The organism is Streptomyces aureus (genome assembly GCF_001418135.1).
Classification (GTDB): domain Bacteria; phylum Actinomycetota; class Actinomycetes; order Streptomycetales; family Streptomycetaceae; genus Streptomyces; species Streptomyces aureus_A.
Genome location: NZ_LIPQ01000074.1, coordinates 26,433 through 46,610, shown reverse-complemented (window position 1 = coordinate 46,610; position 20,178 = coordinate 26,433). Strand labels below are relative to the sequence as shown.

General features: G+C 71.6%; 22 protein-coding genes. 13 read left to right on the top strand and 9 right to left on the bottom strand.

Going from position 1 to position 20,178, the window contains the following annotated elements:
* Positions 1 to 23: 23 nt before the first annotated feature.
* Entirely contained in the window at positions 24 to 1,217 is a 1,194-nt protein-coding gene (locus tag AOK00_RS07990) for an RtcB family protein (RefSeq protein WP_055599612.1), read from the top strand.
* Between the two features lie 228 nt (positions 1,218 to 1,445).
* On the opposite strand, the gene AOK00_RS07985 is transcribed toward AOK00_RS07990, so the two are convergent.
* Positions 1,446 to 2,210, bottom strand: coding sequence for an SDR family NAD(P)-dependent oxidoreductase (locus AOK00_RS07985; RefSeq protein WP_055599611.1), 765 nt, complete (start codon positions 2,208 to 2,210; stop codon positions 1,446 to 1,448).
* A gap of 6 nt (positions 2,211 to 2,216) precedes the next feature.
* Between AOK00_RS07985 and AOK00_RS07980 the strand changes: the two genes are divergently transcribed.
* A complete protein-coding gene (locus AOK00_RS07980; RefSeq protein ID WP_254047277.1) occupies positions 2,217 to 2,858 on the top strand; it encodes a hypothetical protein in 642 nt (213 codons plus the stop codon).
* A 5-nt stretch (positions 2,859 to 2,863) separates the two neighbouring features.
* Here the strand turns inward: AOK00_RS07980 and AOK00_RS07975 are convergent, their stop codons facing one another.
* Positions 2,864 to 4,315, bottom strand: a complete 1,452-nt coding sequence (locus tag AOK00_RS07975) for an FAD-dependent monooxygenase (RefSeq protein WP_055599610.1) — start codon at positions 4,313 to 4,315, stop codon at positions 2,864 to 2,866.
* A gap of 115 nt (positions 4,316 to 4,430) precedes the next feature.
* Here AOK00_RS07975 and AOK00_RS07970 point away from each other — a divergent pair, with 115 nt between their 5' ends.
* Both AOK00_RS07970 and AOK00_RS07965 read left to right on the top strand, forming a co-directional pair.
* Positions 4,431 to 4,991: a TetR/AcrR family transcriptional regulator gene (locus tag AOK00_RS07970; protein WP_055599609.1), complete on the top strand. Its 561-nt coding sequence runs from the start codon at positions 4,431 to 4,433 to the stop codon at positions 4,989 to 4,991.
* Between the two features lie 146 nt (positions 4,992 to 5,137).
* Complete coding sequence (locus AOK00_RS07965; protein ID WP_055599608.1) at positions 5,138 to 5,620, top strand: MarR family winged helix-turn-helix transcriptional regulator; 483 nt, start codon at positions 5,138 to 5,140, stop codon at positions 5,618 to 5,620.
* A 78-nt stretch (positions 5,621 to 5,698) separates the two neighbouring features.
* Here AOK00_RS07965 and AOK00_RS07960 read toward each other — a convergent pair whose 3' ends face one another.
* Positions 5,699 to 6,439: a Mut7-C RNAse domain-containing protein gene (locus tag AOK00_RS07960; protein ID WP_055599607.1), complete on the bottom strand. Its 741-nt coding sequence runs from the start codon at positions 6,437 to 6,439 to the stop codon at positions 5,699 to 5,701.
* A gap of 51 nt (positions 6,440 to 6,490) precedes the next feature.
* Positions 6,491 to 7,342 carry an NAD(P)H-binding protein gene (locus AOK00_RS07955; RefSeq protein WP_055599606.1) on the bottom strand — a complete coding sequence of 284 codons (852 nt, stop codon included), beginning with the start codon at positions 7,340 to 7,342 and terminating at the stop codon, positions 6,491 to 6,493.
* Between the two features lie 124 nt (positions 7,343 to 7,466).
* Here AOK00_RS07955 and AOK00_RS07950 point away from each other — a divergent pair, with 124 nt between their 5' ends.
* Positions 7,467 to 7,916, top strand: a complete 450-nt coding sequence (locus AOK00_RS07950; protein ID WP_055599627.1) for a GNAT family N-acetyltransferase — start codon at positions 7,467 to 7,469, stop codon at positions 7,914 to 7,916.
* An 81-nt stretch (positions 7,917 to 7,997) separates the two neighbouring features.
* Here the strand turns inward: AOK00_RS07950 and AOK00_RS07945 are convergent, their stop codons facing one another.
* Both AOK00_RS07945 and AOK00_RS07940 read right to left on the bottom strand, forming a co-directional pair.
* Positions 7,998 to 8,537: a GNAT family N-acetyltransferase gene (locus AOK00_RS07945; protein WP_055599605.1), complete on the bottom strand. Its 540-nt coding sequence runs from the start codon at positions 8,535 to 8,537 to the stop codon at positions 7,998 to 8,000.
* A gap of 14 nt (positions 8,538 to 8,551) precedes the next feature.
* On the bottom strand, positions 8,552 to 9,481 hold the full coding sequence (locus tag AOK00_RS07940) for a helix-turn-helix domain-containing protein (protein ID WP_055599604.1): 930 nt from the start codon (positions 9,479 to 9,481) through the stop codon (positions 8,552 to 8,554).
* Between the two features lie 83 nt (positions 9,482 to 9,564).
* Between AOK00_RS07940 and AOK00_RS07935 the strand changes: the two genes are divergently transcribed.
* Entirely contained in the window at positions 9,565 to 10,167 is a 603-nt protein-coding gene (locus tag AOK00_RS07935) for a TIGR03086 family metal-binding protein (RefSeq protein ID WP_055599603.1), read from the top strand.
* A 53-nt stretch (positions 10,168 to 10,220) separates the two neighbouring features.
* Here the strand turns inward: AOK00_RS07935 and AOK00_RS07930 are convergent, their stop codons facing one another.
* Positions 10,221 to 10,469, bottom strand: a complete 249-nt coding sequence (locus tag AOK00_RS07930; protein ID WP_055599602.1) for a hypothetical protein — start codon at positions 10,467 to 10,469, stop codon at positions 10,221 to 10,223.
* 268 nt (positions 10,470 to 10,737) lie between these two features.
* Between AOK00_RS07930 and AOK00_RS07925 the strand changes: the two genes are divergently transcribed.
* Entirely contained in the window at positions 10,738 to 11,586 is an 849-nt protein-coding gene (locus AOK00_RS07925; RefSeq protein WP_055599601.1) for a hypothetical protein, read from the top strand.
* A 34-nt stretch (positions 11,587 to 11,620) separates the two neighbouring features.
* On the opposite strand, the gene AOK00_RS07920 is transcribed toward AOK00_RS07925, so the two are convergent.
* Positions 11,621 to 12,040: a MerR family transcriptional regulator gene (locus tag AOK00_RS07920; RefSeq protein ID WP_055599600.1), complete on the bottom strand. Its 420-nt coding sequence runs from the start codon at positions 12,038 to 12,040 to the stop codon at positions 11,621 to 11,623.
* Between the two features lie 125 nt (positions 12,041 to 12,165).
* On the opposite strand from AOK00_RS07920, the gene AOK00_RS07915 reads away from it, so the two are divergent.
* Positions 12,166 to 14,145 (top strand): APC family permease, encoded by a 1,980-nt coding sequence (locus tag AOK00_RS07915; protein WP_055599599.1) that lies wholly within the window; start codon positions 12,166 to 12,168, stop codon positions 14,143 to 14,145.
* Positions 14,146 to 14,184: 39 nt separating this feature from the next.
* Here AOK00_RS07915 and AOK00_RS07910 read toward each other — a convergent pair whose 3' ends face one another.
* Positions 14,185 to 14,817, bottom strand: coding sequence for a hypothetical protein (locus AOK00_RS07910; protein ID WP_079041885.1), 633 nt, complete (start codon positions 14,815 to 14,817; stop codon positions 14,185 to 14,187).
* Positions 14,818 to 15,047: 230 nt separating this feature from the next.
* Here AOK00_RS07910 and hemL point away from each other — a divergent pair, with 230 nt between their 5' ends.
* The 5 genes from hemL to AOK00_RS07885 all read left to right on the top strand — a co-directional run bounded on the left by hemL (position 15,048) and on the right by AOK00_RS07885 (position 20,173).
* Positions 15,048 to 16,394 carry a glutamate-1-semialdehyde 2,1-aminomutase gene (hemL, locus tag AOK00_RS07905; protein WP_079041884.1) on the top strand — a complete coding sequence of 449 codons (1,347 nt, stop codon included), beginning with the start codon at positions 15,048 to 15,050 and terminating at the stop codon, positions 16,392 to 16,394.
* Positions 16,391 to 17,098 carry a histidine phosphatase family protein gene (locus AOK00_RS07900; RefSeq protein WP_055599597.1) on the top strand — a complete coding sequence of 236 codons (708 nt, stop codon included), beginning with the start codon at positions 16,391 to 16,393 and terminating at the stop codon, positions 17,096 to 17,098. The genes hemL and AOK00_RS07900 overlap by 4 nt, the downstream gene beginning before the upstream one ends.
* 333 nt (positions 17,099 to 17,431) lie before the next feature.
* Positions 17,432 to 18,727 (top strand): hypothetical protein, encoded by a 1,296-nt coding sequence (locus AOK00_RS07895; protein WP_055599596.1) that lies wholly within the window; start codon positions 17,432 to 17,434, stop codon positions 18,725 to 18,727.
* Positions 18,728 to 18,825: 98 nt separating this feature from the next.
* The gene (locus tag AOK00_RS07890) at positions 18,826 to 19,431 is read left to right on the top strand and encodes a TlpA family protein disulfide reductase (protein WP_055599595.1); all 606 of its coding nucleotides are present in this window, start codon (positions 18,826 to 18,828) and stop codon (positions 19,429 to 19,431) included.
* 4 nt (positions 19,432 to 19,435) lie between these two features.
* Positions 19,436 to 20,173 (top strand): cytochrome c biogenesis CcdA family protein, encoded by a 738-nt coding sequence (locus tag AOK00_RS07885; RefSeq protein WP_055599594.1) that lies wholly within the window; start codon positions 19,436 to 19,438, stop codon positions 20,171 to 20,173.
* Positions 20,174 to 20,178 lie beyond the last annotated feature (5 nt).

The following is a 20,178-nucleotide window of genomic DNA, read 5'->3' as shown; positions in this document are numbered from 1 at the left end:
CTTTTCGGGGGAATCGAGGAAGTATGTCGTACGTAGAGGTACCTGGGGCGAAAGTTCCCATCCGGATGTGGGCCGACCCCGCCACGGTGGAGGGCGGTGCCATGCAGCAGCTGCAGAACGTGGCGACGCTGCCGTGGATCAAGGGCCTCGCCGTGATGCCGGACGTGCATTACGGCAAGGGCGCGACGGTCGGTTCGGTGATCGCGATGCAGGGGGCGGTCTGTCCCGCGGCGGTCGGGGTGGACATCGGCTGCGGCATGTCGGCGGTCAAGTCCTCGCTGACGGCGAACGACCTGCCGGGTGGCCTGTCGAGGCTCCGCTCGAAGATCGAGCAGGCGATTCCGGTGGGCCGGGGTCTGCATCGGTCGGAGGTCGACCCGGGGCGGCTCTACCAGTTCCCGACGTCGGGGTGGGGCGACTTCTGGTCGCGGTTCGACGGGGTGGCGGACGCGGTCAAGTTCCGTCGCGAACGGGCTGCTTTGCAAATGGGAACGCTTGGGTCAGGCAACCATTTTGTGGAGCTCTGTGTCGATACCTCCGATTCGGTATGGCTTATGCTGCACTCGGGCTCTCGGAACATCGGCAAGGAACTCGCAGAGTTTCACATTGGTGAAGCCCAGAAGCTGCCGCACAATCAGGGGCTCGTCGATCGCGATCTGGCGGTGTTCGTCGCGGACACCCCGCAGATGGCGGCTTACCGGCACGACCTGTTCTGGGCCCAGGAGTACGCGAAGTACAACCGCGCGATCATGATGGCGCTCTTCCAGGAGGTCGTTCGCCGGGAGTTCCGCAAGGCCCGGGTGACCTTCGACCAGGTGATCTCCTGCCACCACAACTACGTGGCGGAGGAGCGGTACGAGGGCATGGACCTGCTGGTCACCCGGAAGGGCGCGATCCGGGCCGGCTCCGGGGAGTTCGGGATCATCCCGGGCTCGATGGGTACGGGTTCGTACATCGTGAAGGGCCTGGGGAACACGGCGTCCTTCAATTCCGCCTCCCACGGTGCGGGCCGGAAGATGAGCCGGAGCGCGGCCAAGCGGCGCTTCTCGACGCGGGACCTGGAGGAGCAGACGCGGGGAGTGGAGTGCCGTAAGGACTCCGGCGTCGTGGACGAGATCCCGGGTGCGTACAAGCCGATCGAGAAGGTCATCGACCAGCAGCGTGACCTGGTGGAGGTCGTCGCCAAGCTGAAGCAGGTCATCTGTGTGAAGGGCTGAGGCCGGATGGCTGATGGGGCCTGGTGCGGACTCTGCACCAGGCCCCACTTGTCCGAGGGCCAGAAGTGCGTGGGCTCGACTGCGAGTCGCCCCTTGAGGCCCGCCCCCGCCGCCGGGTGGCCGTCGGCCTGCAGGAGCCGAACATGCACGCGCAGCGGGGGCCTTCGAGGTCCATGAAGGACGGCGAGGTCGGCGTGAGGGCGCTCCTGTCGAGGCGCGCGGGCGCGCTCAGAGTTCGCGGTGGACCTTGGTGTTGGAGGCCTGGGCGCGGGGGCGGACGACCAGGAGGTCGATGTTGACGTGCGGGGGGCGGGTGCAGGCCCAGGTGATGGTGTCGGCCACGTCGTCGGCGGTGAGGGGTTCGGCGACGCCGGCGTAGACCTTGGCGGCCTTCTCGGTGTCGCCGCGGAAGCGGGTGGTGGCGAACTCGTCCGTCTTGACCATGCCGGGGGCGATCTCGATGACGCGGACCGGGGTGCCGACGATCTCCAGGCGGAGGGTCTCGGCGAGGACGCGGGCGCCGTTCTTCGCGACGACGTAGCCGGCGCCGCCTTCGTAGGTGGAGTGGCCGGCGGTCGAGGAGAGGACGACGACCGTGCCGTCGCCGCTCGCGGTGAGGGCCGGGAGCAGGGCCTGGGTCATGTTCAGCGTGCCGATGACGTTGACCTCGTACATCTGGCGCCAGTCGGCCGGGTCGCCGGTGGCGACGGGGTCGGCGCCGAGGGCGCCGCCGGCGTTGTTGACGAGGACGGCGAGGGTCTGGAAGGCCGTGGCGAACTCGTCGACGGCGGCGCGGTCGGTGACGTCGAGGGCGTAGGCGGTGGCCTGGTGGCCGGCCCGGTTGATCTCGGCGGCCAGTTCCTCGATGCGGTCCTTGCGCCGGGCGGTGAGGACCACGCGGTAGCCGGCGGCGGCGAGCTGTCTGGCCGTGGCGGCGCCGATTCCGCTGCTCGCTCCGGTGATGACGGCGATGGGGGTACCGGGGGCAGTCATGACGTCGTGCTCCTCGCGCAGGTGGTCGATTACGTCGATCGCCCGGCCAGGATAGGCGGCGCGGATCCAGCGGAGTGCGGTGAGTCTGGGGGCGGTCCGCGGGGTGGAGACACGCTGACTGAAGGATTGTCAGAGGATCTGATGATCTGTGGGTATTTTGGCGTCATGCGTGGATTGCGGAAGGGTGTGCTCGGGGTCGCTCTCGCGGCCGCGGTGGTAATGGGCGCGGGTGCGAGTGCCGGTGCCGTGGGGCCGGTGGTGGGGCCCGAGGCGGATCTGTCCCATCACGGTCATGTCTCCCTTTGGGACGGGCGGCTCGGGGTCTGGCTGGTCAGTGAGAACTTCGGTCCCGCCGATCTCTCCCAGGCGACGGTCCGGCTCGCGTTCTCCGTGCCGATGGCGGGTGGTCAGGAGCTGCCGGAGGCCTGTCTGTGGAGCAGTGACCGGGTGGTCTCCTGCCGGACGGGGGAGCTGCCGGCCGCGGGGGGTGCCGGTGAGCTGGCGCTCGACCTGCGGACCGCGGGGCTTCCGGACGAGCTGACGGTGGAGGTCAGCACTGCCTGGCGGGACGGGGTGGCCGACCGGAATCCGCGGAACGACCGGCATCGGGTGCTTGTGCTGGCCACCGGTGATCCTTACGTCTTCTGACGGGTTCAGTTGCTCGTCCAGTGGACGTAGCCGTCGGGGCGGACCAGTACCGCGGTCCTTCGCGTGGGGTCCGTCCAGGTGGCCCGTACGAGGCGCTCGGGGGAGACCGGGGCGGTCGGGGGCAGGGCCGGGAGTTCGCCCTCCGGGGTGATCAGCACGAACTCGCCCGCTCGCAGCAGCTCGTGGAGGCGGCCTTCGCGCAGGTGGACATCCGGTGCGCGGCGGCCGGCCGGGCGTTTGGAGCCCGCCGGGGGCGCGTACGCGATGCCGAGTCCGCTGATCATGCCCATGGCGCGGGCGGAGGCGGGCCGTAGCGTGCTGAGGAGTCGGGTGGCGAGGGAGCGGGCGGCGCGGGTGAGCGGGGTGTGGGCCATCGCGAGGCGCACGAGTGCGCCGCTGGTGCGGAGCACGGCGGCGCCGACGGGGTGGCGCTCGGACTGGTAGCTGTCGAGGAGGGTGTCGGGGGCGGGTGCGTCGCCGCGCAGGACGGCGGCGAGCTTCCAGGAGAGATTGGCGGCGTCCTGGAGGCCGGTGTTCATGCCCTGGCCGCCGGCGGGGGAGTGGACATGGGCGGCGTCGCCGGCGAGGAAGACCCGGCCCACGCGGTACGAGGGGACCTGGCGCTCGTCGCTGTGGAAGCGGGAGATCCAGCGGGGGTCGTGCATGCCGAGGTCGGTGCCCAGGGCGCGGCGGGCGATCTCGCGGACCTCGTCCAGGTCGACGGGTTCGGTGTCGGGGACCTGGCGGGTGCGGCTCCAGCCCATCACTCGGTACCAGCCGTCGCCGAAGGGGGCGAGGAAGGCGAAGGTGTCGCCGGAGCCGCTGACGCTGAACGCGTCGGTGGGCTCCTCCGTGAGGCGGACATCGGCGAGGACGAGGGAGCGGATCACGGATCCGCCGGGGAAGGGCAGGCCGAGGGCGGTGCGGACGGCGCTGCGGACGCCGTCCGTGCCGACCAGGTGGCGGGCGGTGAGGGTGAGCGGGGCTCCGTCGGGGTCGGTGAACTCCGCTGTCACGGTGTCGGCGTCCTGGCGCAGTCCGCGCAGCCGCGTCTCGTACCGGAAGGTGACTCCGGCGGCGACCGCCCGGCGCTCCAGGAGGCGCTCGACCTCGTACTGCGGGGTGACGAGGAGGTGGTTGAAGCGGCTGGGCAGCCGGGTGAGGTCGAGGTCCAGTCGGCCGAAGAGCCGTGCGGTGGCGAGGGTCGTGCCGGTGGCGACGAGTTCGTCCGCGAGGCCGCGGGCGTCGAGCTGCTCCAGGGTGCGGGCGTGGACGCCGAAGGCGCGGGTCATGTTGGCGAGGCCGTGCGGGCGGCGCTCGACGAGGGTGACGTCCACGCCGGCGGTGGCGAGGTCGCCGGCGAGGAGCAGGCCGGTGGGGCCGGCGCCGATGACGAGGACCTGGGTGTCCGTCGGGTCGGTGGTCTTGGTGGTCTTCGGTGTCTCCGCGGTGCTCATGGCTGCCTCCGGGGTGCCCACGGTCGTTTGCCAACGGCTGTTGGTCAACGCTTGTTGGCAACTGTAGAGGCGGCCCTGATGGGATGTCAACGCCCGTTGGCCTACAGTTGTTGGTATGACGACCGCCCGCCGTTCCGACGCCACCAGAGCCGCGATCCTGGAGGCCGCCCGCGAGCGCTTCGCCTCCGACGGATACGACCGCGCCACCATCCGGTCCATCGCCCGGGACGCCGGGATCGATCCGTCGATGGTCATGCGCTACTACGGCAACAAGGAGGGCCTGTTCGCCGCCGCCTCGGAGATCGAGCTGGACCTGCCCGAGCTCGGCGGCCTGCCCGCGCGGCACATCGGGGCCGTTCTGGTCACCCACTTCCTGGAGCGCTGGGAGCGGGACGACGTCCTCACCGGGCTCCTGCGGGTGGGGGTCACCAACGAGGCCGGGGCGGAACGGATGCGGGCGGTCTTCGCCCAGCAGCTCGGGCCCGTCACCCGGGGCGTCTGCCCCGACCCGGCGGAGGCGCCGCGGCGGGCGGCGCTCGTCGCGTCCCAGATCCTCGGCATGGCGCTCACCCGCTATGTGCTGCGGCTGCCGCCGGTCGCCGAGATGGCGCCCGAGGAGATCGTGGCCTGGCTGGGCCCGACCGTGCAGCGCTATCTGACCGCCGAGGCGCCCTGAGGGTGACCGCGGTCCGGGCCTGCGTGGCCGGTACGGGCCGAGGGTGACCGTGGTCCGGGCCTGCGTGGCGGGTCCGGGCCGAGCGTGACCGTGGTCCGGGCCCGGCGCGCCGGTGTGGGCCGGTGCCTGGTTCGTACAATCTCTGCATGACGCAGAAGAGTTCAGGCCGGCGCGAGGCGCTGATGACCGAGCTGTACGGGGAGGCCCGCCGCTACATGGCGGCGTACGCCCTGTTCAACCAGGCCGTCGCCGACCGTCTGGGGCTCCACCCGACCGATGTGCAGTGCCTGAACCTGCTCAGCCTGGAGGAGGGCCCGGTGACCACCGGGCGGGTCGCCGAGCTGACCGGGCTCACCACCGGCTCCGCGACCCGGCTCGTCGACCGGCTCGAACGGTCCGGCTATGTGACGCGGGAACGGGACGCCGAGGACCGGCGCCGGGTCCTGGTGGCCCTCGTGCCCGAGCGCATCGCCGAACTCGGCGCCCTGTGGCGCAAGCTCAACAGCACCTGGGGCACGATGTTCGACGTCTACAGCGACGCCGAGCTCGCCCTGCTCATCGCCCATATGCGGCGCACCGTCGAGATCAGCGCCGCGCAGATCGAGCGGCTGCGCGGCGACCTGGGCTGACCGGGGGCCGGGCGGCGGCTGCCGTCGGCGGTCGTCCGCCGGAGGGCGGCGGTCGGCCGCGGGTGGGGCTCGGGGGCGTCAGCCGGCCGTCGCGCCGCCGAACTCGCGTACCGCGTCGGAGACGATCGCCTCCAGGCGGGCGTGGTGGGCGCCGCGCCAGTAGACCCGGCCGCACTCCACGCACTCGGCGAACACGTCGTACGACTTCTCCGTGCCCTGCTCCAGGCGCTCGCGCACCGTGTCCTTGTCGGCGTCGCTCAGCCGCCCGTTGCACGCCGTGCACCGCGTCCAGGGCGCGAGCGGCGGTGCGAAGCGCTCCAGGACGTCGCGGAGCTGGTCGTCAGGGCGGTCGCTGTAGACGTAGGCCCCCGCCCACAGTTCGCGGCGGCGGAGCAGGCCGCGGTCCCGCGAGAGCATCACGCGCCGCTCGCGTGCGGAGAGCGCGGCCAGGGCGGGGTCGCCGATGTCCTCGCTCTCGTAGGCCGCGTCCACCCCGAGCAGCCGAAGCCGCCGGGCCAGCGTGCCGAGGTGCACGTCGAGCAGGAACCGGAGGGGCGCGCCCGGTCGTGTCGGCTGCGGACGGGCGACGCCCTCCACCTCGACGGTCTCACCCGCCGCGGGGACGTAGGAGACGTCGACGGGCCGTCCGTCGACCAGCAGCCGGCCGGCCTCGGTGAGCGGTACGCCGAGGGACTCCACGACGTGGCCGAGGGACGAGGCGCCGTCCGTGGTCACGGGCGTGCGGCCCGAGCGGCGGTCGGCCGAGACGAAGAGCCCCAGGTCGGGGGCGAAGCTGATGTGGATCTCCGGTCCGTTCACGGGGACAGGATCGCACCGGGGCGGGGCGGGCGGCCAGGGAATTCGTCGCCGTCAGGGGCGGAAGTCCGCCTCGTGGTCGGCGGCCCAGGTGGCGAACGTGCGGGCCGGACGGCCGGTCAGTTCCTCGACCGTGCGGGTCAGCGGTGTCGGCCGGCCGTCGTGCGCGGCCCAGTGGGAGAGCAGGGCGTCGGCGAAGAGCTCCGGCATGAAGCCGGCGACCGACTCCTTCCACTCCTCGGGGGTCACGACGGTGTGGGGCGCGGGTCGTCCCGTCACCTCGGCGAGTATCGCCAGCTGCTCGGCGAAGGTCAGCGACTCGGGGCCCGTCAGGAGGTACGAGGAGCCGTGCAGCCGGGGCTCGGTGAGGACCGCGAAGGCCGCCTCGGCGACATCGCGCTCATGGATCGGGTCGCCGTACGAGTCGGGGTGGGGCAGGGCGGGGCCCCGCCCGCTCCGGAGGGCCCCGGCCCACTGCAGGGCGTTGGTGGCGAAGGCGCCCGGCTGGAGGTGGGTGGCCTCGAAGGCCCCGGCGTCCGCGGCGGCGGAGAGGGCGCGCTCTGCGGCCAGGTGGGAGGCGGCGATCGGGTTCTCGGCGGCGTCCGGGGCGAGGACGGAGCTGGAGGAGAGCAGGACGACGTGCTCGACGCCGGCGGCGCGGGCCCGGTCGGCGAAGGCCTCGGCGTGGGTGGCCTCGGCGTACAGGAAGACAGAGTCGACGCCGGTCAGGGCGGTGTCGAAGGTGGCCGGGTCGGTGAGGTCGCAGCGCACGGTGTCGACCCCGGGCGGCGGTGAGAGGTCCGCGGGGTTCTTGGAGGCGGCTTTCGCCTTGATGCCGGCGGCGTCGAGGAGGCCGAGCAGGGTGGAGGCGACGCGGCCGCGGCTGCCGGTGACGAGGACGGTCATGAGGGGTTCCTTCCGGAGCGGTGCACGATTCCCTTCGCGGCGCATCATCTGCGTCACGCAGATAAATATCCAGGGTCGCGCCATGCGCGTCAACCCGGACAAACCCCTGAGGTACCGTCCCGGCATGAAGATCATCGACCTTGAGCCCGGCGACCCCCGGCTGGAGAACGACCTCCTGCCGGTCCTGACCGAACTCCGCCCCCACCTCACCCCGGACCTCTTCCGGGAGGTGTACGAGACCGGGCACTCCCAGGGGCTGCGGTTCAGCGCCGCCTACACCGACGAGGGCCGCTGCGTCGGCGCGGCCGGCTGGCGGATCGTCATCAACACCAGCTCCCTGCGCAAGCTCTACGTCGACGACCTCGTGACCGCGGCCGCCACCCGCTCCACCGGCGTCGGCCACGCGCTCGTCGCCCATCTGGAGGGCCACGCCCGCGCGGCCGGCTGCCACGAGCTCAACCTGGACTCCGGCACCCATCGCACCGGAGCCCACCGCTTCTACCTGCGTGAGCGCTTCGACATCGTGGCCTTCCACTTCACCCGGCCGCTCACCGCACCCGAAGACGCCTCCTGACGTCCCCAGGCCCTGTCGTCGAACTCCCGTCTGCCCCGCGGGGCCGCCCTTCGGGCGACGACGGGAGTTCGACGACAGGGCTCAGGCCTCCCGGACCGGCTTCCCCAGGTCGAGGCGCCAGTCGTTGCAGCGCATCGGGTGCCCCGGCGGGTACTCGAAGTCCCGCTCGCCGAGCAGCTCGAACCCGGCCTTGCGGCACACCGCGTTCGACGCGGCGTTGTCCGTCGACGGGAACGCGTGGAGGAAGCGGTGGAGGCCCGCTGACCGGGCCTCCACGGCCACCGCGCGCGTGGCGGCGCTCGCCACGCCCCGGCCCTGGAAGCCCGGCAGCACGGCCCACCCGGTCTCGTACACCGGCTCGCCGTCGCCGGTCCGCACCCAGAAGCCGACGCTGCCGACCACGGCCTCCTCCGGCAGCAGCACGATCCGGTACATGCGCCCCGCGCCCGGATCGTCGGCGCTCAGCTCCACGTACCGCCGGTGGCGGCGGACGAGCTGCTCCTCCGTCTCCGGGCCGCCGAGGTGATCCATCAACTCCGGGGCGTTAAGGGCGCGCAGCAGGCCGGCGTCGGCCTCGGACCAGGGTTCGAGCCGTACGGGCGAGGTGGTGTCGGTGTTCATCTCCGTACGGTAGGTCAGGGCTCTGACACTCCCCGGGCGTACGCCGTCGGCGGCACCCCGATCGTCGCCGTGAACTCCCGTACGAGATGGGCCTGGTCGCTGTAGCCCAGCTCCACCGCCAGGGCCGCCCAGTCCGGGCCGCCCGCCGTGCCCGCGGCCTCGGCGCGCTCCAGGGCCTCGTGGATGCGGTAGCGCAGGATCACCCACTTCGGGCCGACGCCGACGTGGCTCGCGAAGAGGCGCTGGAGCGAGCGCGCCGACAGGCCCGTCGCCGAGACCAGCTGGGCCACCTTGCGGACCGTACGGTCCCCTCGGATCAGGTCCACCAGCTCCATCGCCCGGTCGGCGGCCGGATCGGGCGCGGGGCCGTGGGCGAGCAGGAAGGCGTCGAGCGCCGCCACGCGCGCGTGGTCGGTGCCGGGGGAGAGGACGGCGGACAGGAGGCCGGGGTCCGTACCCGCGGGGTCCGCTTCCGCGCCCGTCCCGGGACTTCCCTCCGTGCCCGTCCCGGCACCCGCCTCCGGGGAGGCGTCCGGGAAGACCTCCGCCAGGGGGACCCGGCGGCCCGTCCAGGTCGACAGCGGCCACGCGGGCGCGAAGGGACGGAAACCGCCGGGGCGGAACTGGACCCCGCAGACCCGGCCCGCCTCCGTCAGCTTCTGGGTGAACAGGCCGAGCCCGATCCCGGAGACCTCGGCGGACGCGCGCGCGTCCGCCGCCGGAGCGCCGAGCGCCCCGTACCGCTGGAAGACGATGTTCATCGACGGGTGCGGGACGACATGGGTCGCGTACGGCTCCGGCAGCTCCCAGTCGATCAGCCAGTAGTGCTCCAGATAGGGCCGCAGCTCCGGTGCCGGGGTGTGGCGGCGGAAGCGGACGCGGGAGAGCAGTTCGGCGGGGTCGACGATGCCGCGGGTGTCCTGGCGGGGAGCGGAGTCGGACATGCTCCGATGCTAGGCCGGGACGGGTTCGCGCCTTGGCGTGTTTCTTCAAGACGGGGGTGGGCAGCCTCTCCTAACGTCGCCCCATGACGAACGAGGACCCGCTCCGCACCGGTGCCCCGCCCCGCATCGGTGACCTGCTCCGTAGCGCCGCCGCACAGGCCACGCCCCTGGTCGGGGGCATCGCCGACACGTCGCTCGGCGCGCCCACGCCCTGCGCCGAGTACGACGTGCGGGCCCTGCTGAACCATCTGCTCGGCGTCGTCGTGCACTTCCAGGCGCTCGCCGCCAAGCAGCCCGCCGATCTCTCCGCCACCACGGACTGGCTCGCCGACGCCGACTGGCGGGACCGCTTCGAGGCCGAGACGGGGAAGCTCGTCGAGGCCTGGTCGGCGCCCGGTGCCGAGGAGGGCACCACCGGGGGCATGGCGATGCCGGCGCGGACCGTCGGGTCCATGGTGCTGCTCGACCTCACCGTGCACGCCTGGGACCTGGCCCGCGCCACCGGGCGGAGCTTCACACCCGGCCCGGGCGTGGTCGACGGGCTCGTCGAGGAGGTGGAGCGGATGGCGCCCATGGCCCGGAGGATGGGCGTCTTCGGGGAGGCCGTCGACCTGCCCGGCGATGCGACCGCCTTCGAGCGGCTGCTCGCGACGACGGGCCGCGATCCGCGCGCCTGGGAGGCCTGAGCCCCGGGAGGCCTGAGGTACCCGAGGCTTGAGGGGTGCCGGAGGCCCGCCGCTCACTGCAGGCGGCCCGCCGATCCCGGGGAGAGCCGGGAGACGACCTGGCCGAAGGCGTGCTCCTCCGCGGGCGTCAGCGGTATCGATTCCTGCGGATGCCAGATCCGCTCCAGCGGGGTGCGCGCCCGGTCGCGGCGGTCACGGGCGCGGGCGCGCAGGCCGAGCGACAGCCACACCGCCGTCGAGACGGCGAGCAGGCCGAAGAGCGTGATCACACGGGGATCGGAGAACTGGCCGGGCAAGGACATGACTCACTCCAGGACGGGAGGGCCGCCCGACACCGCGCGCCCCGGCAGGTGGCGCGTGGGCACGGGGGCCCGACGATTCCTACTGCTTCCTCCCGACCTGTTCAGTTAACACCACCCTGGGGGACTTTCGGCAGGGGGTGTCGGGACCTTGGTCCCGGACCGGCCGCCCCGGTGGCCCGCGCGGCCGACAGGCCCTCTTGTGCGGGCCGGGGAACCGCTCCAAGGTGCTCGGAAGAGGCACATTTCCGGCCGGGGAGGGAGCAGCCGTATGTCCGGGACGCAGGCATGGGGATTCACGGACGACAGAGGTGCGGAGCTGGGGGCGGACCGCGTGCCGCGGCGGGTGATCGGGTACGTGCGGGCCGGGGCCGCCCTGTGCGACCTGGGCGTGACGCCGGTCGCGGTGTACGGCTCCGGGCACGACGGGGACGTCCTCGACCCGGCGAAGGAGGGCGGGCTGACGGCGGCCGCGGTGACCTACCTCGGGCCGGGTCGGGCCCTCGACGAGGGGCTGCTGCGGGAGCTGCGGCCGGACGTGATCGTCGACGTGACCTACGACGGGAAGAGCCCCTACGCGCTGGACGAGGCCGTCGCCGAACGGCTGGGGGTGCCGCTGGTGGCGCTCTCCGTCGGCAACGAGCTCACCCTGCCGGCCGTCCTCGGCCGGTTCGGCGCGCTGGCCGTGAGTCTGGGGGCGGCGCCGGACGACGGGACGAGCGCCGAGGGTTCCCCGGCCGATCTCCGGGCCGCCGAGGACGAGCTCCGGGAGGTCGCCGCGCGGACCCGGCTCGGCGTGCTCGCCCTCTCCGGGGCCGGTCCCGACCAGGTGCACCTCGCCCGGCCGCTCGCCTGGCCCGAGCTGGCGAGGCTCGCCGAGCTCGGCGTACGGCTCGTCGACCCGGGTCCGGGGCCCGGGGCGAACTGGCTCACCGGCGACTGGGGCCGGGCCTCCGAGCTCCGGCCCGATCTGGTCCTCTTCGACAGCCGGGCGCACGCCACGGCGCCGGACGAGGCCCTGTCCGGCGTCCGGTTCTCGCCGTGGAACCCGGAGACCCCGCCCAGCCCGGCCGCGTACGCGCGCTTCTTCCGCACTCTGGCCGGGGCGCTCGCCGGCTGAACCGGCGCGGGCGTCGGCGCGAAGCCGGGGCCGCTCAGGCCGGGGCCGCCGTGAGGCGGGTCCGGCGGAGCGAGTCGGCGAACTCCTCCGCGCGGGAGAGCTGGGCCCGCAGCTCGGCGACCCGCTCCGCGGCGGCCCGCTCGTAGCCGCGGACGCGGGCCACGAGCGCGGCCCGCTCGTCCGGGTCGAGCTCGGTGTCCGTGCCCGCGCGCTCGGCGGCCAGCTGGTCCACGGCCGTCAGCAGCTCGCGGGTCTCGTCGAGGGTGAAGCCGAGCGGCTTCATCCGGCGGACGACCATCAGCCGGGACACGTCCGCGTCCGTGTAGAGCGGGAAGCCGCCCGGCGAGGCCGCGGACGGGACGACCAGGCCGCTGTCCTCGTACTGCCGGATCGTGCGCAGGGACAGCTCGGTCCGTGCGGCGACCTCGCCGATCTGCATGGGCTCGCCGGCCATACGCACTCCTCGTACTCCGCTCACGCGTCAGGTCCTTCCTCGTACGGGGCTCCCACCGGGCGTACGGGTCCCCACAGGGCGCGGCTTCCGCGCATTACATACCATTCGTCCTAACTTCAGCACTTATGAGAGCTGGAAGTGCGGCGAAACGCCTGCTCGTAGGTCGTCCGTTGGACAGCGGCCGGCTCGGGGAGACCCTGCTGCCGAAGCGGGTCGCCCTGCCGATCTTCTGCAGCGACCCGCTCTCCTCGGTCGCGTACGCCACCGAGGAGATCCTGCTGATCCTGGCCCTCGGCGGCCTCGCGGTGCTCCATCTGGCCTGGTACGCGGCGGTCGGCATCGTGATCCTGCTCCTGGTGGTCGTCGCCTCCTACCGGCAGACCTGTTACGCCTATCCGGGCGGCGGCGGGGCCTATGTCGTCTCCGCCGAGAACCTCGGGCAGACCGCCGCGCTCACCGCCGCCTCCGCGCTGCTGATCGACTACGTGATGACCGTCGCCGTCTCCGTGGTCTCCGGGGTGGCCGCCATCACCTCGGCCGTCCCCTCGCTCGACGGGCACGCCGTGGCCATGTCGGTGTTCTTCGTGGCCGTGCTGGCCTGGCTGAACCTGCGCGGGGTGCGGGAGTCGGGGCGCTGGTTCGCCGTCCCGACGTACGCCTTCATCGCGGTCATCTATCTGATGTTCGCGGTGGCCGCGGTACGGATGGCGACCGGTGCGACGATCCGGGCCGAGTCCGCCGACCTGCCCGTCGAGGCGGTCTCCACCTACTCGGGGATCGCGCTCGTGCTGCTCGCGCTGCGCGCCTTCGCCTCCGGCTGTACCGCGCTGACCGGTGTCGAGGCCGTCAGCAACGGCGTACCGGCGTTCGCCAAGCCCAAGAGCCGCAACGCGGCGATGACACTCGCGATCATGGGCGGTCTTTCCGTGACCATGTTCTTCGGGATCACCGTGCTCGCGATGGTCTACGAGGTCCACGTCGCCGAGGACCCCACCGAACTCGGGCTCGCGCCCGGCACCCCGACGTCCACCGCGCTCGCGCAGATCGGACGGGCCACCTTCGGTGACTGGCACATCCTCTTCTACGTGCTCCAGGCGGTCACCGCGGGCGTCCTGATCCTGGCGGCCAACACCGCCTTCAACGGCTTCCCGATGCTCGCCTCCGTCCTGGGCCGCGACCGCTATGCGCCCCGCCAGCTCTTCCACCGCGGCGACCGGCTCGTCTACTCCAACGGCATCGTGCTCCTCGCGCTCGCCGCGATCGTCCTCATCGTCGCCTTCGACGCGCAGCTGACCCGCCTCATCCAGCTGTACATCATCGGTGTCTTCGTCTCCTTCACCCTCTCCCAGGCCGGCATGGTCAAGCACTGGCGGCGAGAACTCGCCACACCCGCGGGCGCCGCCGACCGTCACAACATCCACCGCCGTCTCGCGATCAACGCCTTCGGCGCCTGTCTGACGGCGGTCGTCCTCGTCATCGTCCTCATCACCAAGTTCACCCACGGTGCCTGGATCGTCGTCGTCGCGATGCCGGTGCTCTTCGCCGGGATGAAGGGGGTGCGGCGGCACTACGAGGCCGTCGCCGCCGAGGTGGCCGTCGCCCCCGGGCAGCGGCCCCACGCGCTCGCCGAGAACCACGTCCTCGTCCTGGTGGCCTCGGTGAACGCGCCCAGCCTCCGGGCCCTGTCGTACGCGAAGACCCTGCACCCCGCCTCCCTCACGGCGGTCACCGTCGCCGAGGACCCGGCCGAGGCGGAGGTGCTCCGCGCGACCTGGGAGGCCCATGGCATCGACGTACCGCTGCGGGTGCTCAGCTCCCCGTACCGCTCGATCGTCCAGCCGGTCCTGCGGCACGTCCGGGAGGCGCCCGAGCGGACGGGGGACGCGGTGATCTCGGTGGTCATCCCGGAGTACGTGGTGGGCCACTGGTGGGAGCAGCCGCTCCACAACCAGAGCGCGCTGCGTCTCAAGACCCGGCTGCTGTTCATGAAGAACGTCGTCGTCATCGACGTGCCGTACCGTCTCGCCTCCGCCCGCGAGCTGGCCGCCGAGCGCGCGAAGGCCGCCAAGGCGGCGGAGGACCGGACCGGACGGGACCGGACCTGATCCGACCGGACCTGGCTACCGGCCGGTGCTACCGGATCCCTACGGCCACACCAGGCAGTACGGCTGGTGGCCCGCCTCGTGGAGGCGGACCGAGAAGTCCTGCCACTCGTGGAGCAGCTGGTAGACGTCGAAGGCGTCGCGCGGGCCGCCGCGGTCCGGGACCGTGGACCAGATGAAGGCGGCCGCGCCGACCGACTCCTCGCCGATCGCCCGCAGCGGGTCGACCACGGTCATCGGCAGCTTCACCACGGCGTAGTCCGGGTGGAGGACCACCAGTTCGAGCGGCGGCACCTTGTTCAGGGGCATGCCCTGGATGCCGGTCAGGACCATGGCCGCTATGGTCTCCGGCTTGATCTTGGTGAACATGCCGCCCATGCCGAGCTCGTCGCCGCCGAGCTCCTCCGGGCGCATCGAGATCGGGACGCGGGCCGCCGTGGCGCCGTCGGGCGCCCCGAAGTACTTGTACGTCACCCCCAACCGGCCACTCCCGCTCGCGCTTCCATTGACCGGATCTCCCGGAGGGCCCGATGTGTCGGGGATTCCGGGAATGCCTGGAGTGCCCGGGGTTCCCGAGGCCGATTCCTCGCCCCGCCGGCGCCGGTGCCTCCCCCGGCGGGCAGACTCCGGACCCAGATCGCCCGTCCCCTCGCCCGGTCCGCCACCGCGATGCATATCTCCACCCGACTGCTTTTTCTCGGCAACACGACCCCGCCGCGCAACCCGATCATCGTGTCAGTGACCTCCCCCGCGTTCGTACGGTGAAACACCTGTCCGCAAGAACGCCGTGGCCTCTGACACCATGGATTCCGTGAGCCATCCCTATGACGCCCCAGTTTCGCAGACGCGGAGGGCGAACGCCCCGGCGTAATACTCAGGATGTTCACACCCTCCCTCCGTCCCCGATGTCGTGCCCGAAGTCGTTCTCGCAGGTCAGGATCACAGTGCCGTATTCATACGAAGCCCCAGTCTCACAGACGCTTTTCGACCGCGCTTCCCTCGTGACGCCCGGCGGCGTGAACTCACCGGTGCGTGCCTTCCGGGCCGTGGGCGGAACGCCCCGGTTCATGGTGTCCGGTTCCGGTCCCTACCTCACCGACGCGGACGGTCGTGAGTACGTCGACCTGGTGTGCTCGTGGGGGCCGATGATCCTCGGCCACGCACACCCCGAGGTCACCGCCGCGGTGCAGCAGGCCGTCGCCCGCGGCACCTCCTTCGGTACGCCGGGCGAGGGCGAGGTCGCGCTCGCGGAGGAGATCGTGGCGCGCGTCGAGCCCGTCGAGCAGGTACGGCTCGTCTCCTCGGGCACCGAGGCCACGATGTCGGCGATCCGGCTCGCCCGCGGGTTCACCGGGCGCGCCAAGGTCGTCAAGTTCGCGGGCTGCTACCACGGCCACGTGGACGCGCTGCTCGCCGCGGCCGGTTCCGGTGTCGCCACCCTGGGGCTTCCCGACACGCCCGGCGTGACCGGCGCCCAGGCCGGGGACACGATCGTGCTCCCCTACAACGACCTGGAGGCCGTCCGGGCCGCGTTCGCCGCGCACCCGGGCGAGATCGCCTGTGTCATCACCGAGGCCTCGCCCGGCAACATGGGCGTCGTGCCGCCGGCCGAGGGCTTCAACCAGGGCCTCGCGGACCTGTGCCGGGAGAACGGCGCGCTGTACATCTCCGACGAGGTGATGACCGGTTTCCGTACGTCGAAGGCCGGCTGGTACGGCGTCGACGGCGTCAAGGCCGACCTGCTGACCTTCGGCAAGGTCATGGGAGGCGGCTTCCCGGCCGCCGCGTTCGGTGGCCGTGCCGACGTCATGGGGCACCTCGCCCCGGCCGGGCCGGTCTACCAGGCGGGCACCCTCTCCGGTAACCCGATCGCGACGGCCGCCGGGCTGGCGCAGCTGCGGCTGCTCGACGACGCGGCGTACGCCAAGGTGAACGCGGTCTCGGAGACGATCCAGGGCCTGGTCACCGACGCGCTCGCCAAGGAGGGCGTGGCGCACCGGCTGCAGACCGCGTCCAACATGTTCTCGGTCTTCTTCACCACCGACGAGGTGCGGAACTACGACGAGGCGAAGCGGCAGGAGGCCTTCCGCTTCAATGCCTTCTTCCACTCGATGCTGGCCGACGGCGTCTACCTGCCGCCGTCCGCGTTCGAGTCCTGGTTCGTGTCGGCCGCCCACGACGAGCGGGCCGTCGAGCGGATCGCCGCCGCCCTGCCGGCCGCCGCCCGCGCCGCCGCGGAGGCGACGGCATGAGCGAGAGCGGCAACGGCGCCCACGGCGCCGACCAGGACATCACCGTCGTCCATCTGATGCGGCACGGCGAGGTGCACAACCCCGACGGTGTCCTCTACGGGCGCCGCGCCGGATACCACCTCTCCGAGCTCGGCCGGCAGATGGCGGACCGGGTCGCGGAGAGCCTGGCCGACCGGGACATCACCTACGTCGTCGCCTCCCCGCTGGAGCGGGCGCAGGAGACGGCGACGCCGGTCGCCAAGGCGCACGGTCTGGACCTGGCCACGGACGAGCGGCTCATCGAGGCGGCGAACGTCTTCGAGGGCAAGACGTTCGGCGTCGGTGACGGGGCGCTGCGCAAGCCGGCGAACTGGAAGCACCTGACGAACCCGTTCCAGCCGTCCTGGGGCGAGCCGTACGTCGAGCAGGTCGTCCGCATGATGGGTGCGCTCGACGCGGCGAAGGACGCGGCCCGGGGGCACGAGGCGGTGCTGGTCAGTCACCAGCTGCCGATCTGGATCGTCCGCAGTTTCGTGGAGAAGCGCCGGCTCTGGCACGATCCGCGGCGGCGCCAGTGCACGCTCGCCTCGCTGACCTCGTTCACGTACAAGGGCGACAGGATCGTCTCGGTCGGGTACAGCGAGCCGGCCCGGGACCTCGTCCCGGCGCATCTGCTCGCCGGGGCGAAGCCGGTCAAGGGGAAGTCGAAGGCCTTCGGGGCGTAAGCCTTCTGGAGCGGGACGGGGTTCTCCTTCCGGAGCGGGACGGGTTCTGCCGAAGCGTGGCGGTGGTTCTCCCCCCGGAGCGGGACGCGGTTCTGCCGGAGCGGCGGTGGTTCTTCTGTAACCGCGTGTAGTCCTTCGGTGAAGGATTACGTCCCCGCTGGACAGTGCGGGAGTTCGCGGTCCACAGTTCAGGGCGGTCGGGTGGTGTTCATGCCAACCGATCGCCCTAAAATTTTTGTGCGATTTTCCGGAACCTCCGTGTTCCTCCTGGCATCTCACTCATTGTCGGTTTGGATGACGTTTCGTTAATACGTCAGCGCGAATGGGGATGTCATGCGCGGGATCAATGGGATCAGCCGAAGGGGGCTGCTCGGAGCGGGCGTTGGCGCCGCGGCGGCGATGGGCATCGCCGCGTGCAGTAATGGCAATCAGGACAACTCGGGACGTTCCGGACCGGGCAAGGGGGGCGACGTCTCGGCGGAGCCGAGCACGAGCACCCCGACCAAGGACCACGCCAAGCTCATCGGCGACGGTTCCACCGCCGACACCGGAAAGCAGCCGCACCAGCCCGACGCCCCCGTCCCGCTCGAACCCGGCCAGACCCCGCCCCAGTTCGTGATCTTCTCCTGGGACGGGGCGGGCGAGGTCGGCAACGGCCTGTTCCCGCGCTTCCTCGAGCTCGCCAAGAACCACGACGCGGCGATGACCTTCTTCCTCTCCGGGATCTACCTCCTCCCCGAGTCGAAGAAGAACCTCTACCGCCCGCCGAACAACCGCGTCGGCGCCTCGGACATCGGCTACCTCACCGACGACCACATCAAGGACACCCTGAAGTACGTCCGGCAGGCCTGGCTCGAAGGCCACGAGATCGGCACCCACTTCAACGGGCACTTCTGCGGCGGCTCCGGCTCCGTCGGCAACTGGACCCCGGCCCAGTGGCAGAGCGAGATCGACCAGGCCATGAAGTTCGTCACCGAGTGGAAGACGAACAGCGGCTGGACCGACCTCGACCCGCTGCCCTTCGACTACTCCAAGGAGCTCGTCGGCGGCCGTACGCCCTGCCTCCTCGGCCAGGACAACCTGCTGCCCACCGCCAAGCGGCTCAACTGGCGCTACGACGCCAGCTCGCCCGGCGGCCGGCAGATGTGGCCCACCAAGCGCCAGGGCATCTGGGACCTCCCGCTGCAGGCGGTGCCCTTCCCCGGGCACTCCTTCGAGGTCCTGTCGATGGACTACAACATGCTCGCCAACCAGTCGAAGAACACGACGAAGGGCATGCCCTCGCGCTACCCGGGCTGGCGCAAGCAGGCCACCGAAGCACTCCTCGGCGGCTTCACGCGCGCGTACGAGTCGAACCGCGCTCCCTTCTTCGTCGGCAACCACTTCGAGCAGTGGAACGGCGGCATCTACATGGACGCCGTCGAGGACGCGCTCAAGGGCATGGCCGGCAAGAAGGACGTCCGGCTCGTCTCCTTCAGGCAGTTCGTCGACTGGCTCGACGTCCAGGACCCGAAGATCCTCCAGAGGCTTCGCTCGCTGGAGGTGGGACAGAAGCCGGCCGGCGGCTGGAACACTTTCCTCAAGCCCGCGCCGAACGGTTCGACGCCCTCGTCGACCCCGTCCGCATAGTCGTCGGCCGTGTTCGCTTAGGCGATCTTGACAAGGTGCTTTACGGGCACGTAGGGGGGTGCCCAAGATCCCCCAAACGCCCATGCGAAACTTTTCACATGAGCCTTAGCCGTGCCCCTCGACGCACCCTGCTCGCCGTCGGAGTGCTGTCCGCCGCCCTCACGCTCTCGGCCTGCGGCGGCGACAGCAACGGCAAGTCCGGCGGCGGTGGCAACACCAACTTCGTGACCAACACGGGTGGGATCGCCACCGCGCCCAAGGGCGAGCGCGCGGCCACGGGGGAGCTCGCGGGCGAGACCCTCGACGGCAAGCAGCTCGACGTCGCGGACCTCAAGGGCAAGGTCGTCGTCCTCAACGTGTGGGGCTCCTGGTGCGCCCCGTGCCGCGCCGAGGCCCCGCACTTCGCGAAGGTCGCCAAGGAGCTGGAGGGCAAGGGCGTCGAGTTCGTCGGACTCAACACCCGTGACCCCAACAAGCAGCCCGCCCTCGCCTTCGAGGAGGACTACGGGGTCACCTACCCGAGCCTCTACGACCCGCAGGGCAAGCTGATCCTCTTCGGCTTCCCCAAGGGCACGCTCTCCCCGCAGTCCATCCCCTCCACCGTCGTCCTCGACAAGGAGGGCCGGATCGCGGCCCGCTCGCTCATGGCGCTCAACGAGGAGAAGCTGCGGTCGATGATCGACCCCCTCCTCAAGGAGAAGTGAGCCGGTGAACGAGACCGTCACCAGCGGAGCCCTGCTCCTCGCGCTGCCCGTCGCCCTCCTCGCCGGCCTGGTCTCCTTCTTCTCGCCCTGCGTCCTCCCGCTGGTCCCCGGCTACCTGTCGTACGTGACCGGCGTCTCCGGCACCGACCTCGCCGAGAGCCGCCGCGGCCGGATGACCGCGGGAGCCGTCCTCTTCGTCCTCGGCTTCACCGCCGTGTTCGTGTCCGGCGGGGCGCTCTTCGGCTACTTCGGGTCGACCCTCCAGGAGTACCGCGAGACGCTCACCACGGTCCTCGGCGTGCTCATGATCCTCATGGGCGTGTTCTTCCTCGGTCTGATGCCCTGGTTCACCCAGCGCGAGTTCCGCTTCCACAGGAAGCCCGTCGCCGGTCTGGTCGGCGCGCCGCTGCTCGGCGCGCTCTTCGGCATCGGCTGGACCCCGTGCATCGGACCGACGCTCGCCTCGGTCAACGCGCTCGCCCTGGAGCAGGCCAGCGCCGGCCGCGGCGCGCTGCTCGCGTTCGCGTACTGCCTGGGCCTCGGCGTGCCGTTCGTGCTCGCCGCCATAGCCTTCCGCAAGGCCCTCGGGGCGTTCGGTTGGGTCAAGAAGCACTATGTGTGGGTCATGCGGATCGGCGGCGGCATGATGCTCGTCACCGGTGTCCTGCTCCTCACGGGCGCGTGGGACAGCATGGTCGCCACGATGCAGGGCTGGTCCAGCGGTTTCACGGTGGGGATCTGAGTTCC